Origin of the sequence: Acinetobacter sp. HY1485, assembly GCF_027568475.1 — a bacterium.
Lineage (GTDB): Bacteria > Pseudomonadota > Gammaproteobacteria > Pseudomonadales > Moraxellaceae > Acinetobacter.
The window spans coordinates 1-15,719 of record NZ_JANKZG010000017.1; the positions used below are offsets into that span (position 1 = coordinate 1).

General features: G+C 31.1%; 15 protein-coding genes and 1 pseudogene. 9 read left to right on the plus strand and 7 right to left on the minus strand.

Annotation, left to right across the window (positions count from 1 at the left end; translation table 11 throughout):
* Both PCI70_RS11785 and PCI70_RS11790 read right to left on the minus strand, forming a co-directional pair.
* A partial coding sequence (locus PCI70_RS11785; protein ID WP_269915536.1) for a mobilization protein occupies positions 1-2,386 on the minus strand: 2,386 nt, incomplete at its 3' end.
* A complete protein-coding gene (locus tag PCI70_RS11790; protein WP_269915537.1) occupies positions 2,370-2,837 on the minus strand; it encodes a MobC family plasmid mobilization relaxosome protein in 468 nt (155 codons plus the stop codon). The genes PCI70_RS11790 and PCI70_RS11785, both read right to left, overlap by 17 nt.
* A 547-nt stretch (positions 2,838-3,384) precedes the next feature.
* Here PCI70_RS11790 and PCI70_RS11795 point away from each other — a divergent pair.
* From PCI70_RS11795 to PCI70_RS11835, 9 genes are all read left to right on the plus strand, one after another.
* Positions 3,385-4,086, plus strand: a complete 702-nt coding sequence (locus tag PCI70_RS11795) for a RepB family plasmid replication initiator protein (protein ID WP_269915538.1) — start codon at positions 3,385-3,387, stop codon at positions 4,084-4,086.
* A gap of 478 nt (positions 4,087-4,564) precedes the next feature.
* On the plus strand, positions 4,565-5,842 hold the full coding sequence (ectB, locus tag PCI70_RS11800) for a diaminobutyrate--2-oxoglutarate transaminase (RefSeq protein ID WP_269915539.1): 1,278 nt from the start codon (positions 4,565-4,567) through the stop codon (positions 5,840-5,842).
* 4 nt (positions 5,843-5,846) lie between these two features.
* Entirely contained in the window at positions 5,847-6,341 is a 495-nt protein-coding gene (locus PCI70_RS11805; protein ID WP_269915540.1) for a hypothetical protein, read from the plus strand.
* Between the two features lie 9 nt (positions 6,342-6,350).
* Positions 6,351-7,610, plus strand: coding sequence for a diaminopimelate decarboxylase (gene lysA / locus PCI70_RS11810; RefSeq protein WP_269915541.1), 1,260 nt, complete (start codon positions 6,351-6,353; stop codon positions 7,608-7,610).
* 11 nt (positions 7,611-7,621) lie between these two features.
* Entirely contained in the window at positions 7,622-8,008 is a 387-nt protein-coding gene (locus tag PCI70_RS11815; protein WP_269915542.1) for a hypothetical protein, read from the plus strand.
* Positions 8,005-9,504 carry an AMP-binding protein gene (locus PCI70_RS11820; RefSeq protein ID WP_269915543.1) on the plus strand — a complete coding sequence of 500 codons (1,500 nt, stop codon included), beginning with the start codon at positions 8,005-8,007 and terminating at the stop codon, positions 9,502-9,504. The genes PCI70_RS11815 and PCI70_RS11820 overlap by 4 nt, the downstream gene beginning before the upstream one ends.
* Positions 9,505-9,514: 10 nt before the next feature.
* Positions 9,515-9,769 carry an acyl carrier protein gene (locus tag PCI70_RS11825; protein ID WP_269915544.1) on the plus strand — a complete coding sequence of 85 codons (255 nt, stop codon included), beginning with the start codon at positions 9,515-9,517 and terminating at the stop codon, positions 9,767-9,769.
* Positions 9,770-9,792: 23 nt separating this feature from the next.
* A complete protein-coding gene (locus PCI70_RS11830) occupies positions 9,793-10,182 on the plus strand; it encodes an ectoine synthase (RefSeq protein ID WP_269915545.1) in 390 nt (129 codons plus the stop codon).
* Positions 10,183-10,376: 194 nt separating this feature from the next.
* Positions 10,377-11,246, plus strand: a complete 870-nt coding sequence (locus PCI70_RS11835) for a DMT family transporter (RefSeq protein ID WP_269915546.1) — start codon at positions 10,377-10,379, stop codon at positions 11,244-11,246.
* A gap of 161 nt (positions 11,247-11,407) precedes the next feature.
* Here the strand turns inward: PCI70_RS11835 and PCI70_RS11840 are convergent, their stop codons facing one another.
* The 5 genes and pseudogenes from PCI70_RS11840 to PCI70_RS11860 form a co-directional block, all read right to left on the minus strand.
* Complete coding sequence (locus PCI70_RS11840) at positions 11,408-12,325, minus strand: relaxase/mobilization nuclease domain-containing protein (protein ID WP_269915547.1); 918 nt, start codon at positions 12,323-12,325, stop codon at positions 11,408-11,410.
* Between the two features lie 609 nt (positions 12,326-12,934).
* On the minus strand, positions 12,935-13,267 hold the full coding sequence (locus tag PCI70_RS11845) for a type II toxin-antitoxin system HicB family antitoxin (protein ID WP_269915548.1): 333 nt from the start codon (positions 13,265-13,267) through the stop codon (positions 12,935-12,937).
* The gene (locus PCI70_RS11850; protein ID WP_269915549.1) at positions 13,264-13,512 is read right to left on the minus strand and encodes a type II toxin-antitoxin system HicA family toxin; all 249 of its coding nucleotides are present in this window, start codon (positions 13,510-13,512) and stop codon (positions 13,264-13,266) included. The genes PCI70_RS11845 and PCI70_RS11850 overlap by 4 nt, the downstream gene beginning before the upstream one ends.
* Positions 13,513-13,578: 66 nt before the next feature.
* Positions 13,579-14,487: a replication initiation protein gene (locus PCI70_RS11855; RefSeq protein ID WP_269915550.1), complete on the minus strand. Its 909-nt coding sequence runs from the start codon at positions 14,485-14,487 to the stop codon at positions 13,579-13,581.
* Between the two features lie 354 nt (positions 14,488-14,841).
* Positions 14,842-15,719: pseudogene (locus tag PCI70_RS11860) on the minus strand (mobilization protein); the annotation flags it as partial.

The following is a 15,719-nucleotide window of genomic DNA, read 5'->3' on the forward strand; positions in this document are numbered from 1 at the left end:
CACTTTTGAGTTCTTGTTTAACTTCAGGTTGAATCACCTTTTCTACATTGTTTGGTTTAACACATGGTTGAGTTGCTTCAGTGATTTCAGTCTTGATTTTCTGTAGCGTTGTTAAACAATATTCATAATCTGATTTATATTCTTGTAAGTGATTACTTTGAGGTTCTAATACTTGTTCACAAGATAAATATTTCAACATACGTTGATCATTTTTAATGATGGTTTCAATTTTTTGATAACTTGAATCACTGATTTCTCGATGTGCTCGATACAAATAAGTCTCAAGATTTTCAAATTTCTCTTTAATACATTGAATCAGTGCTAAAGCATCTTTTTTCTCATAAATCTGTTTTTGGCGAATACAAAGTCTTTTATGTTCATACGTGTAATCAGGATAGTATCTGTCATGACGTAAATCTTGAAACTTAGTCGGATCTTTAGGCTTAAGTTTTATGTCACCTATATTTAATCGTTCAAGTTTTTGACCAATACGACTAAATTGTTGATTGTATCTTCGAGCGTATTGATTTGCTGTGCTTGCATCTCGAGATTGTTGTAGAAGTTTTTGTTCTGCAAGATCGTTAAGAGTGCTTTCTCGATGTCTTCTTGTTGAATATCGAGTTTCTTCTGAAAAGGTTGCATCAGTTTGTTGACAGTCTTTTCTAAATTGAGTTGATTCAACACAGTCGTTAATTGGTTGTTCACATTGTTTTGCAAGTCTTCTGATAATCCCCCTTGTTCGAGCTTGGTAAGCTCGTTCTTCATCGCTGTAATCAATTCCTCTTGTGTTTGATTTTTGATTTCTAATTGTCGAATTTCTTCTTTCAAGTTCTGCTCGAGTTCGTTGTAGGTGTGCAACATGCTCTGTAATGAATTGATCTGTTGAGTTAATAAGCTGTTTTGTTCTATCAAAAATTGGTCGATTTCCGTTTGCATGATTTATCTCTGTTGCTGTTGGATGATTTGATTGTTGCGTTGAGTCACAGCTTCTTGTGCTTGAATTTCTTTGTAGTTTGCTTTCAGTTGAAAGCCTTGATAGAAACCCATTAAAACGACGAACATCGCAAACAATGTCGTTCCCCATAAGCTGTATCGTATTCTCTGTCGATTGCGTTGCTCTGTGAGCATGGTTTCTATACTGCTTTGTATCTGTGGGCGTTGGCAGTTGATGGCTTGTTCGACTTGTTTCTGGATATTGTTTTGTAAACTTGTTTTGTCGATTGAAATATTCCGAATCTGATCTTCTAATTTGTCTAGAGAAATTGAAAACGAAAGGATGCAATCGGTTACTTTTTTGATTTCCGCAATATTTATACGTGATAACTCGGTTTGGAGTACCTCTATTTGCTCCATATAGCTCGCTGACAGCATTTTTAGGTCTTGGGGTGATAAATTCCCTATTTCGGTCAAAATGCTGTGTAGGTGCGATTTTAGCGTGATTGTGGTTTGCTGAACTTGTTTTAACAGCGTAGTGCTGTCGATGATAGGTTGCTCTTTTTGTTCGATGAGCTGTTCGAAGTTGTTCAGCGTCTTGGAGAGCTGCTGCAATTTCTGCTCGAGTTGGTCGACATTGTGCTGCTGCTCGGAGATGCTCTGTATAAGCTCCAATTTCGAAGTTTTCATGATAAAAATCGCCTTTGAGTCGATGTCTTTTTCCGTTTTTGAGGATGACTGTTAAAAATTCTTTGCTTACTCGAATAGACTCAATTTCTTTAAATTGTTCAAGCACACGAATTAAGTCAGCTCGATTTCGAATTTCTAAGCCACGGAGGAGGTTTTTGACGTAGTTATCAACGGCTTTGCAAAATTGTTTTTTCGGAAGCGTTTCAATTTCTTGATGCGAGAGAATATTTTTGGCTTGTTTATTGAGCTTGGCAATGTGGTTGCGTTCTTGTGTGGTATGACTAAAATTTAAATCGTCCGGGCGTGACCACTGATATTTGGTATTAAAATAATCTCGAAGTGAATCAAAATGCTTTTCGTGTCCCGGTGGGGCAATATTTAGGGATTTGCCTGTTTCTAGCTCAAGGCGAGGTGTGAGAACATGGAGGTGCTTTGAACCATCTTGATCGGTATGTAATACAGCAAACAAGTGATATTGAGACGGTTCTAATCCTGCAAAGGCATATTCTTCAAATGCATTTAATACTTCTTCAATTTGTTGATCCGTTGGCGCATCTTCTTTCGACCATGCAATAACACCCGATGTATATTTCCATAAGTGAGGACTTGCATCACAAATAGCGTTAAACGTGGTCGCATCGCCTCTTAGAACATCAACCCCTGCTCGAAGATGTCCAAGGTGGTCACGTTCAGATAAGACGTATCCTGAGGCTTGTGAGGCACTTCCTTTGCCGTGTTCAAGGAATTTAATATGCACGTTCATCTTCCTCAAGCAATCGTTGTTTCACTCGTTCAGGGCTTTGTCGATTGATTTTAGGTAGGGCAGGGAAAAGCTGTTGTAATTCCGTTTGAATGTTTTTTAAAACAACCATCAGGTTAAAAGTATCGAGTTTGCGTTGTTCTTGTAGATCTGCATTTTTAATGACGTTTAAGGCTCTCGCAATTTGGTTGATGTTATTTCCAATTTTTGCCAGTTCAACTAAGAGTTCAGGATCGGTTTTTTGGTAGCGTTTGACCACTTCCACAATGGTTTTAATTTTGGTTCTTGTCGGTTTGGGGGTAGAGCGTTGAACAGTCACACTGTCTTGCATGACTTCACGTTCAATCAGTGAATGAATAAAATCAGTAAAGTTGGTATTTTCTTTTTTGAGATATTGTTCTAATTGCTCAAGCTGTAGTTCAGTTAATCTAAAAATTTTCGTTTTATTTCGCATACCTTCTTAACCACTGCTTTTGCTTTTTGGGGTCTTAGGGGTGAAACCCCTGACAAGCTCCTGTTATATCAGATTTCGAAGAAATTTGTATATACAGGTAGGCTTGCTAATTAAAGATAATATTGTTTTTTATATGATACATAAAGGCTTTTAAGTTACAAAATAGTATTTATTTTTGAGAACTTATTTCTTTAGAAAATTTAGGCATAAAACTGAATTTTTTATACTGATAATAAGGGTATTTTTTAGGAAAAAATAAAATGAAAAAAGCTTTTAATGCTTTTAGACAAGGTGGAAGTATTGTAAATAAAGCGATATAGAGATTATATGACAACATATATTTATTTGTAGTTATATTGGTTATTTATAATTAAAACTTTTAGGCTATAAATGAAAGATTTGGTAGTTAAATCCAATAAATTAATTCAAGCATTACAAACATTATCTTTATCTGAAATACGTTTATTGCAACTATCTATTGTTGATGTACGAGAAACAGGTGATGGGTTAACTACAGATTATCCTTTGAAACTTACAGCTACTAGATATGCTGAAGCTTTTGGGGGTCACATTAGATGCTGCTTATCTTGCTATGATAGAAGCTGAAGATACACTGTTTAAAAGACAATTTAGTATTCTTAATGAAGATAGAACTTGGACAAAAAGTAGATGGATTCAAGATGCTAATTATAGAAAAGGGGAGGGGTGTATTTTAGTTACTCTGACTAGAGTTGTTATTGAGCACGTAACTAAGCTTAATGGTTTTCAAGAATACTTTACGAGTTATTATCTTAATCAAACAGCCAATTTAAAAAGTGTTTATGCTGTTAGATTGTATGAACTAATTATTCAATGGAAGTCAGTTGGTAAAACTCCTATTTTTCTAGTAGAAAAATTGAGAGACCAGTTAGGTATTGACTGTAATGAATATTCAAGAATGGAAGCATTTAAGAGACATGTTTTAGATTTAGGAATTGAACAAATTAATTTACATTCTGATCTTAACATTGAATATGTACAACAAAAAAAAGGCCGAAAGATTATTGGGTTCTTTTTTAAAATAAATAAAGAAGAAACGCTACGAGTTACTCAAAAAAAGTTAACTAAAAAACAGATAACAGTTTTAGCAAAAAAGTTAAGTGAAGATAGAGTTTTTGGTGGAAAGTTTGCAGAAATCGGAGGGGTTAGAGATGAATTTGAATTACGATTAATTAATGAACTTCAAAATTCAAAAAAATTATGTGGTTAGATGTTGAATCAAAAAAAAATTTTGAAATTGTGGCTAATGTGTTAACCAATCCTATAAAAAAATTATTAGCTATAAAATTAATAGAAGCTAACTTAATTTGTTTACGATTACAGTTTTTCTAGTCGATATGTGGCGGCCTCGGGTTGGGTGAATAATCTAAAGTAGTAAAAAACTATTAATATTAAAGTTGACTTGTAAAAATTTTATTCAAAAAATATTTATATTTTAAGCATTTAGATGTTTAAGATAAATTTTTGTATGTTATTTAAAGCAAAATTATTAGAGTTTCAATAGCTATCATATTTTTCAATTTTAATTGAATAATATTCTTTTATATCAAGAAAATTTAATTTTTTACTAAAAAAATTCTCTCTAGTCATATTTTATGCAATTATAGTATGATAAGTTATCGAGCATTAATTATACAAGACAAAAAATTCTTGTATTTGAATAAATCTAATCAAAAAGAATATATATTATGTCATCTTCAATTAAAGAAAAAAATATAACTCAGGGCGAGTATAGTAAAAAATATGAGTCTAAAGTCAGATCTTATGCATTAAGTTTTCCAGATCTTTTTAATAAAGCAAAAGGTTCTCTGCTTTTTTCTACATCTGGTAAGCAATATATAGATTTATTTAGTGGTGCAGGGGCCTTAAATTATGGCCATAATAATGAAGTACTCAAAGAAAGTTTATTAAATTATATACAATCTGATGGGATTACTCATTCTTTAGATTTGATGACATTTGCTAAAGAAAATTTTATCAAAAGTTTTAAAGAAATTATTTTAGATAAAAGAGGACTTAAATATAAACTACAATTTACTGGACCAACAGGAACTAATGCTGTTGAAGCCGCGTTAAAGTTAGCTAGAAAAATTAAAAAACGAAGTAATATAGGGTTTTTTAGTAATTCTTTTCATGGCGTCAGCTTAGGAGCTCTTTCTGTTACCAGTGATCCTTTAAAACGTGCAGGGGCAGGTATTCCACTAAATAATACTATTTCTTTACCCTATGAAGGAAGTTTAGAAACTGCAGAAACGGAATTTAATTATCTAAAACATATATTATCACCAGAATCAGGGATAGAAAAACCAGCGGCAATTATTTTAGAGACAATTCAAGGAGAAGGAGGAGTAAATCTTGTATCTAAGAGTTGGATTGAAAAAATCTATAAAATTATAAAAGACAATGACATTCTGTTAATTGTTGATGATATTCAAGCTGGGTGTGGTAGAAGTGGAAATTTTTTTAGCTTTGAAAATTTCGAAATAGAACCTGATATAGTCATATTGTCCAAATCATTGAGTGCTTATGGATTACCTATGTCATTAGTTTTACTGAAAGATGAGTATGATATTTGGCAACCAGCAGAACATAATGGAACATTTCGTGGTAATAACCATGCATTTATTACAGCAGAAAGAGCTATTTCATATTATTGGGCCGATAATACTTTTGAAAAAAATATAAATAAAAAGAATAATATAATTGTAAAAAAACTAAAAAATCTTGAGGAAATTGAAGATTTAAAAATTAAAGGACGAGGAATGTTTTACGGTATAAGTTTCAGAAATTCTGCCCTAGCTAATATATGCTCCAAAAAACTTTTTGAAAATGGGATATTAATAGAAACCTCCGGTAGATATGATGAAGTACTGAAAATTTTACCAGCACTAAATATACCTGATAATTTATTAGAAAAAGCATTAGATGAAATAGTCAAAGTTATTAAATCAGAACTTGAGAGATAATTATATGGAAAACAAAATAATTTTTCGCTTAGCAAAACCTTCAGATGCTCCAGAAATATATAATATTGTATTGAATACCCCAGGTATAGATAATAATAGTTTGTATTTTTATACCATATGGCTAAAAGAATTTTCTGCAAGTAATGTAGTAGCAACTAGAAATGATAAGATCGTTGCTTTCCTAACAGCTTTTAGAAAACCTTCTGATTCGAGAACACTATTTTTATGGCAATTAGCCGCTGTCCCAAGACATGGCATTGCTGATTTAGGATATAAATTATCTGAATTTTTAATCGAACTAGAGTTAAAAAATACAAAATTAAAATGTATAGAAGCAACTATAGATATAGATAATCAGTCAATTTTTTATGTATTGAAGAAGATAACAAATAAATATAATGGAAAATTAACCAAACATGAATTTTTAAGCCAAGAATATTTATCTAGTAATACAGAAACTCACCACGAAGAAACTCTAATTAAAGTTGATATAAACTAAGTGATTAAAATGAAGAACTGGATACCTGAAAAAAACATAGTGAAAAACGTTATAGATCAATATGATACTCCTGTATTCTTATATGATTATCAAAGTATAAAAGAAAACTTTCTAGAAATATCTAAGAAATTAGAGAATAAATTTGAAGTATTTTATTCTCTCAAAGCCAATCCTAATGTAAGTATAATAAAAAGTTTTATAGAAAATGGTGCTGGTTTAGAAGTATCATCATTAACTGAATTAGAATCGGCTATATTTGCAGGTGCAAAACCTGAAAATATTATCTTTGTAGGGCCTTGTAAAACAGAATCAGAAATAGAAAGAGCAATACAGTTAAATATACTAGCTATAATTTGTGAGTCTTTAGCGGAACTTTTTTTGATCCAAAAAATTGCTAATAATTTAAATACAAATGTCCAAGTAATGATAAGAGTTAATCCAGCCTTCGAAGCAAGTGGATCTGCTCTAGCGATGGGAGGAAAACCAAGACAGTTTGGAATAGATGAAGAGTTCTTATATGAAAATAAATCCCTTTTTCTAGAACTAAAAAATGTTCAAATTATAGGGCTACATTATTACGTTGGAACTAGATTTTTAAATCATAGTGATATTATTACAAATACAGAGAAAATATTTGAATCTGCAGAAAAGCTAGAAAAACATTTTAATATGAAATTTCAAATAATAGATATCGGTGGTGGATGGGGAGTTCCTTATTATGATAACGAAAAAGATTTAAATAGAAATAGATTAACAGAGGGTTTAGTTCAATTAGCTGAAAGATATAAAAAGAATAGAGATAAAAATGTAAAATTGATTATTGAGCTAGGACGCTATTTGATTGCACCACATGGTATTCTTCTTACACAAGCAAAGTATATTAAATCATCAAGAGATGTAAATTTTGTAGTAATTGATGGTGGGACAAATGTAAATTTGGGTTCAGTAGGGCTTGGGACTTTTGTTAAAAGAAATTTTCCGATTAAAAATTTGACCAACGACAATAGTATAGATGTATTTACATATAACTTAGCAGGACCATTATGTACTCCAACTGATACTGTTGCAAAAAATATTAGCTTTCCTCAAACAAAAGTGGGAGATGTAATAGCTACTTTAGCAGCTGGAGCTTACGGTCCTACAGCCTCTCCAGTATATTTTTTGGGTCATGGATATCCTGCAGAAGTCTTATTCAAAAATGGAAAATTGCATTTAATAAGAGAAAGAGATACTTATAATGATTTATTAAAAAAACAAATTTTAGTATAGGAAAAATTAATATGGAGAATTTTTCTTTAAAGATCAGAGTTTCTTTTAGTGATGTTCACTATGGATCAAATATTGTTAGCAACTCTTTTATAACTAAAATGTTTGGTGATGCAATAACAGGATTCATGGGAATATATGATGGCAATGAAAGTCTTTTACAAAGTTGGGACGAAGTAAGTTTTTTGGCACCGGTTCTTCCTGGAGATTTTCTTGAAATAAATGTCTATCTATATAAAGAATCACAATTAAAGAGATATTTTGAGGTTGAAGCAAAAAGATTTCTAAAACTAGAAAATCTTAGTAATTCAAATTTATTAAGTTGTGATCAAGTAGTTGCTCGAGGAAAAGCTATAGCTGTTATCCCATTTGAAGTATATAAAAAAAGGAAAAATAAATGATTGAAAATCTTTTTGTTGATAACCTTTTAAAAAACTCAGCAGATAAATTTGGGGAAAATAAATTTATTGAAACAGAGAGTGCAAGCTTCTCATTTGAAGAAATTAATATATGCAGTCAAATTTATTCAACTTTATTCAGAGAGATTATAAAGAAAAAAAATCCTAAAATACTAATCGAAGCTAGTGCTCAACCAGAATTCGTTCCTATTTTATTTGCTATTTTTAATGTAGGAGGAGTTGCAGTTCCTTTTAATTCATCTTTACCATTTCAAGTTTTAGATTTTTATAAACAAGAGGTTGAAACAACTTTAATAATTAAAATTAATCCTGAATCCATCAACTTAATAAATGGAGAAGAAATAATAAATCTTCCAAAAATTAATTTTATATTAGCGAGTCAAGATAACTATCTTAAGAAGAAAGTATTTGTATGCCCTCAAATTGATAGAAGCCCAGAAGATATTGCTCTTATAATTTTCACATCAGGTTCAACAGGGAAACCAAAAGGTGTAGTTAGCTTACATAGACAGATCACATTTGTAGCTCATTCTTTAGCTAAAGCACTTGATTATAAAACTTCTGATAAAATTTTTTTAGGACTACCTTTTTCATTTGATTATGGACTATATCAAATATATTTAAGTTTAATTTTTGGAGCAACTCTATATATTGCTCCAGATAAATCATCAGGTTTAACTTTAGTAAAATCTCTAATTGAATCAAAAGCGACTGTTTTACCTGCTGTAGGACCTATGTTTACAAATTTAGAATATTTTTGTAAAAAAAATCCAGGCTTATTAAGTAATTTAAGACTTATTACTAATACTGGGGCACATATTCCTAGAAAGACCTTAGATCTCATTAGAAAGGCATTACCTGACCTTAAAGTTCAATTAATGTATGGCCTAACCGAGTGTAAACGCGTATCCATAACTCCACCAAATCAAGATATTTTAAAAAAGGATACTTGTGGCTTACCACTTCCCTATACAAAAGTTGAAATTATAGATGATGAAGGAAAAACTCTTTCGGTTGGTCAGGTTGGTCAAATTGTTGTTTCTGGCCCGCATATAATGTCTGGCTATTGGAAAGATACCGAACAAACTAATGCCAAATTCAAGAAGTTAAATGCAACTGAAATAAGATTATTGACAGGAGATTATGGTTATATTGATAAAGATGGTTTTTTGTATTGGGAAGGTCGTAAAGACGATATTTTTAAACAAAACGGATTTAGAGTCAGTGCAAGTGAAATTGAGGAGGCTGCTTTGTCAATTAGCGGTGTAGAATTCGCTGTACTATTACCAAAATCTTATAACGAAAAAAGTATCCTATTCTTTACAGGGAGTATTAGCTCAGATGATGTAAAAAAAGAACTAATTGAAAAAATAGAATTATATAAAATTCCATTTAAAATCAATGCCATTGAAGAATTCAAATTAACCACAAATGGAAAAATCGATAAGAAATGGTTAATTTCATTATGCAATCAGTAAAGAGTTTAATATGTTATCAGAACAAGATGCTATGCAAGCATTAAAAAATGCAGTAGAAAGCGTATTACATGAAAAGTTCCCTAATTTTAATATGGAAACCAAATTATTCGATGATCTGAGGATGGATTCTGTTTCTATGTTAGAAACATTAATTGAATTAGAAGATTCGCTTAATATTGATGTAAACCCAGAAGATTTAGATATTGAGGATTTTTTAGTAGTAAAATCCTATGTGAAATTTCTGATGGATACCGTAAATACATAACATAATAATTTTTGGAGAAAAAAATGATTGTTCGTTCACTAAAAGAAATTGAAAATACCCATAGAGATATTAAGGGTGCCTCAGGAACTTGGCGAAGTAAAAGAATTATATTAGCTGATGATAATGTTGGTTTTTCTTTTCATGAAACAACAGTATACGCAGGAACAGAATCTACATTTTGGTATAAACATCATATAGAAGCAGTATGGTGCATAGAAGGAGAGTCCGAGCTTGTAGATGAAACAACTGGTAAAATATACCAGATAGGTGTAGGAGATATGTATTTATTAGATAAACATGATAAACACACATTACGTGCGAAAACTTTATCTAGATATATATGTGTTTTTAATCCCCCTATAACTGGCTCAGAAGATCATGATAAAGATGGTGTATACAAATTAGTAAAATAATCTGAGTTTCAGATAATAAATTTTCTTCAAAACTATGATATAGATAAATTTTTTATTAAAAATAAAAAATTTATCTAATCTATTTTAATTATCAGTTTTAAAAAAAGGGAAAATTTATATTTGCACAAGATTTAAATTAAAATAATATTTTGAATATAGTGTTATATATCTAAAATATAAAAAAAAGGTTTCATATGAAAAACTTAGGACCTATTCTAATAATAATGGGAGCAGTATCATACGCAGCAGTAGGAATAGTATTAGCTTTGGCTAAACAAAATGGTTTTTCGATTGAAGAAATCATTGTCCCTATGTACTCGTTTGCATTATTCATTTTATTTATTTTATTTATTTTTAGTAAAAAAGATAATTTACTATCAAGAAGAGAAAGTATTTTATTTTTATTAGCTGGCTTGTTAACTGTTTCAATCACTTATTGTTTTTACCAGTCTTTAAACTATATAGGAGTACCTTTAGCTACACTATTTTTAATGCAATCATCATGGATAACACCCCTTCTATCATGTGCACTTAGGAAAAATCTCCCAAAGAGAGCTGATTTAATAATGATGCTAATAGTTATGTTTGGTGTAACTATTTCGTGCTATACAGCAAATTTCAATTTCTCTTTTTATGGAATTATATGGGGATTAGGTGCCGCTATTAGTTACAGTATAATGTTAGTTTTTTCAGAACGTTTTGGTAAAAATAAAAATGTTTTTGAGAAATCTGCAATAATGAGCTTAGGAGCACTAGTAGTATCTATTATATTATTTTCTAGTCATGCTACTATAAACATAATTAGTTCTAGTTCAGCTTGGGCACTAATTTATGCATGTTTTGCAACTGTGTTGCCCTTAACCTTACTAACTTTAGGTATGCAAAAAGTTTCTTCCGAATTAGCAGGCTTATTAATTACACTAGAAATTCCTGCTGCTTATATATTATCTTATATATTTTTATCCGAAAATATTAATATAAATCAAATTCTTGGTTGTGTAATTATCACATTTACCATCATGTATCCTAAAATAAATCAACTATTTAAAAAGAAATATCAATGAGGTTTCAGCCTAATCCAGCTATGCATTTTAATTACAATTAAATAGTTTCAAAAAGTTTATCAAAACTATTTTAGCAATATAAAGGTAAATTTAGAAATCTAGCCCTGGGCTTTGATTCTTTTCCATATTTTTATCTTGTTTGCTTTTAAGCTCTAGTTTATCTAGAGCTTTGAGGATAGTGTTTGGACTAAACCCGCCAAATTTTCTTGATAATTCCCGACTGAGGTCAAGCGTTGGTTCAGTTGTTGAGTAAGTCGTTGTTCGTGTTCTCTTGTACGTTCAAGAGCATATTCTGTAGTGTCTTGAGTTCCTCGTGAAGGTTTCGAAGTGTTTGTTTGTTCTCTTCGATTTTCGTAATAAGTGCTGAGTTGAAATCCTGCTTCATAGAAAGCGCCTTTGATGCGATGTGTTTTTCCGTCTTTTAGGTCAACTGCAATGTAGTTTTTGCTTGGTCTGACGTTAATAACGTGTGGGTATTCTTTTATGGCTTGTGCAACATCAGCTTGGTTGTGTACGACATCGTGCATCACCAATTCTTGAATGTATTCGTTTAAGTATCCCAAGAACTCTTTTTTTGTAAATCGAGGTTCTTTGAGGGTTTTAGCTCTGAGTGGGTCATCGGGTCTTGCCCATGCGTATTTGTAGTTAAAGTAGTCTCTGAGTGGGGCATAGTAGTTTTCATGTCCCGGAGGCGCAATATTAAGGCTTTTTCCTGTATTTAGTTCTAAACGTGGAACGAGGATATGAATATGGGTGCTTCCATCTTCTTCTATGTGTCGAGTTGCAAAAAGGTGATATTGTTCAAGCTCTAATCCTGCAAATGCTGTTTCTTCAAAACGATCTAAGACTTCGTAAATTTGTTCTTCTGTTGGATTGTCCGTTGGAGCAACTGCAATAACGCCTGAGGTGTATTTCCACTTGTGTGGGTTTGCTTCACAGAGTGCTGTGAAAATTTTTGGGTCTCCACAGATAACCTCGACTCCTGCTCTTAGACTTTTTGTGTGGTCAACATCATTAACAACATACTCTGCTGCTAATTTTGCACTTCCTTGTCCATGTTTAAAAAATCTAATATTCATTTGAGTGTTTCATGGAGTTGATTTTGTATTTCTTGTAATACTTTAAGGCATTCAATCAAGCAGATATTAATGCGATAAATATAGCTATTAAAGCCCATATAAAAAATGAGCAAAAATTAGATGAAACTAATGAAAAGATTAATAATTTAATTTTAGCCATATTAGAAAAAACTAATCATGAACTTCGACTGCTCAAAAAAAATGACTCTTATATAATTTCTGAACTAGATAGAGAAAAGAACAAGTGGAATATCTTGCAAATGCTAAGTAATCGGATACAGACAGAAATGTATTTAGAGAACCTTTTGAATAGTTCTAAAAAGGTTGTAAAGCGTTTAAATGCTAATATATCTGAATATTTACATGACTCTTTTCGTGTTAAGTGCCAAGAAAAGAAATTAGATATGCAAGAAGTCTTGGAGGAAATGATTTGTGACTATATTAAGATTAAGTAAGAATTTCTAAAATTAACATAAGACTGATTCTGGGAAGTTTGAGAACTTCCCATGTTTGTCTTTATAGAGCTAGAGATTTAGTGTGACATATCAAACTAGCTCAAAACCATCAATTTATTTACACTTTTTTAGTCTAAATCTGTATGTAGGAGCTTTAAGCTCCCAAACGTACCAACTTTTCTTGAATTGCATCACTCACAAATGCATTCAAAGAATTACTTGATGCAAGAACTGCTTTTCGGTGCAACTCAGGGCTAATACGTACATTAAATGTACCTTTGAATGGTTGATCTGGTTTTTTACCTACTTCAGCACATGATTCCAAATATCCATCTACAGAGCTTTGAAAAACTTGTTCTAGAGCTTTTAACGTTTCTGCTTCATAAGTTACTAAATCACGGATAAAGGCAAGCTTTCCAAATAATTCACCTGTTTCAAGATCAGGTTCAATCGTACCCAAATAGCCTTTATATTTTAAATAACTCATAAAAACTTCTCCTGCTTGAGTGCTTGTTTTACAGCTTTCAATGCTCCACCCTTAATTTCATTTTCAGGGTGTGGACGATGCAATAAAATCATATGTTCTGTTTTTTTATTGAAAAAACGGACACGTGAGCCTGACATTTCAAACTTGTCGTAACCAAGTTGGCTAAGTAAAACGACTAAATCTTTATATGGAAAAGTATTTTTTGAGTTACTTAATTTTTCTAATAACTTTTCCGTCTTACCCATATTTAAATCCCATGGTTTCGAAATCAATTATAGTAAATTTCAAGGCAATTTTGCAACTAAATATAGTTACAAAGTACTTAAAGGTTTAAAATCGGTTTTTTGATGCAAAGCTTTAAAAACTCTTTTAGCTGTTTCAGCTCTTACACTTTCATGGTCTCTTAAAATTCCGGCAATCCAGAAAGCAAATGTAGAGTAATCAGGAAAATTACTTAAATCTGAAAGTTCTGAAAGTTTTGATAAGGTCGTACTATATTTATTGATTTGAGCATCAGACATTTTACAAAAGATAGTATTAGAAGCTTTTTTTTGTTTTGATTCTTCTAATGCCAGCTTCGGTTTTTCTTTTACAAAAAATTTAAATCCAACAACAGAACGTCCTTTCTTAACGTTTTCATAGGTTAATTCTATATCTGTATTAGCAGTAATTTCATTAATAGAGGGTTTAAGAACACGATCTTTTAAATTACAAAGTTTATCGTATGATGGTGGTAAACCTAACTCATCTTTCATATGTCCCAAGGACATTTCAAATTGTCCCATTGCTTGATGTTTTTTGGCTAAATGATAAATATCAAATGAATAGTCTTTTCTTAGCCGAAGTACAACGTCTTTTTTATATTTAGTATAGGGATTTAATTTATCAAATTCTTTTAGCATTAAAAGGACTTCTTCAGGAAAACAGATAGAGATTTCTCCATTTTCATAAATAGCTCTAATAACCCAATTACAGTATATTTTTTTCTTACCATTGTTATATGAAAAATAACGTCTCAATAAACTTTTACTAGCTTCTTCCATTTGAGAATACGCTGAATTTGTTTTTATTCCACACTCTTTAGCAAAATCTTCAGATGTAATGGTTATAGCATCTTTTTCAGTTGCATCAATCGTACGTGCAATAGGACTAGCAAGAATCAATAAACGTTTTTCATCAATACTCATACTCTTAAAACATTCTTGAATTGTGTTTTGCATAACGACCCAAGATACAGGATAAGTTTTTTGTATGTCCATAATACTACTTTAATTATGATGTAGTTTTTTATATCATATTGAGCTATTTATGTACATTATTTTTGTAGTTTTTTAACTTAACTACAAAAGAATCAATGTAGTTTAATCCATGCTATTTGTAGTTTTTAATCATGCCATTTGTAGTTTTTTAACTATCAAAATCATGCCATTTGTAGTTTAATCCATGCTATTTGTAGTTTTTTAAACTTTGAAAGCCTTGTAAATAAAGGCTTAGAAGAGGGTCTAAAAGCTTTTAAAAGCTTTTTAAAAGAATAAAAAGGAATTTTTAGAAAAATATTTAATTTTTTTCTTTCTTTAAAAATCGAAATTAAAACCACTTTTGAGTTCTTGTTTAACTTCAGGTTGAATCACCTTTTCTACATTGTTTGGTTTAACACATGGTTGAGTTGCTTCAGTGATTTCAGTCTTGATTTTCTGTAGCGTTGTTAAACAATATTCATAATCTGATTTATATTCTTGTAAGTGATTACTTTGAGGTTCTAATACTTGTTCACAAGATAAATATTTCAACATACGTTGATCATTTTTAATGATGGTTTCAATTTTTTGATAACTTGAATCACTGATTTCTCGATGTGCTCGATACAAATAAGTCTCAAGATTTTCAAATTTCTCTTTAATACATTGAATCAGTGCTAAAGCATCTTTTTTCTCATAAATCTGTTTTTGGCGAATACAAAGTCTTTTATGTTCATACGTGTAATCAGGATAGTATCTGTCATGACGTAAATCTTGAAACTTAGTCGGATCTTTAGGCTTAAGTTTTATGTCACCTATATTTAATCGTTCAAGTTTTTGACCAATACGACTAAATTGTTGATTGTATCTTCGAGCGTATTGATTTGCTGTGCTTGCATCTCGAGATTGTTGTAGAAGTTTTTGTTCTGCAAGATCGTTAAGAGTGCTTTCTCGATGTCTTCTTGTTGAATATCGAGTTTCTTCTGAAAAGGTTGCATCAGTTTGTTGACAGTCTTTTCTAAATTGAGTTGATTCAACACAGTCGTTAATTGGTTGTTCACATTGTTTTGCAAGTCTTCTGATAATCCCCCTTGTTCGAGCTTGGTAAGCTCGTTCTTCATCGCTGTAATCAATTCCTCTTGTGTTTGATTTTTGATTTCTAATTGTCGAATTTCTTCTTTCAAGTTCTGCTCGAGTTCGTTGTAGGTGTGCAA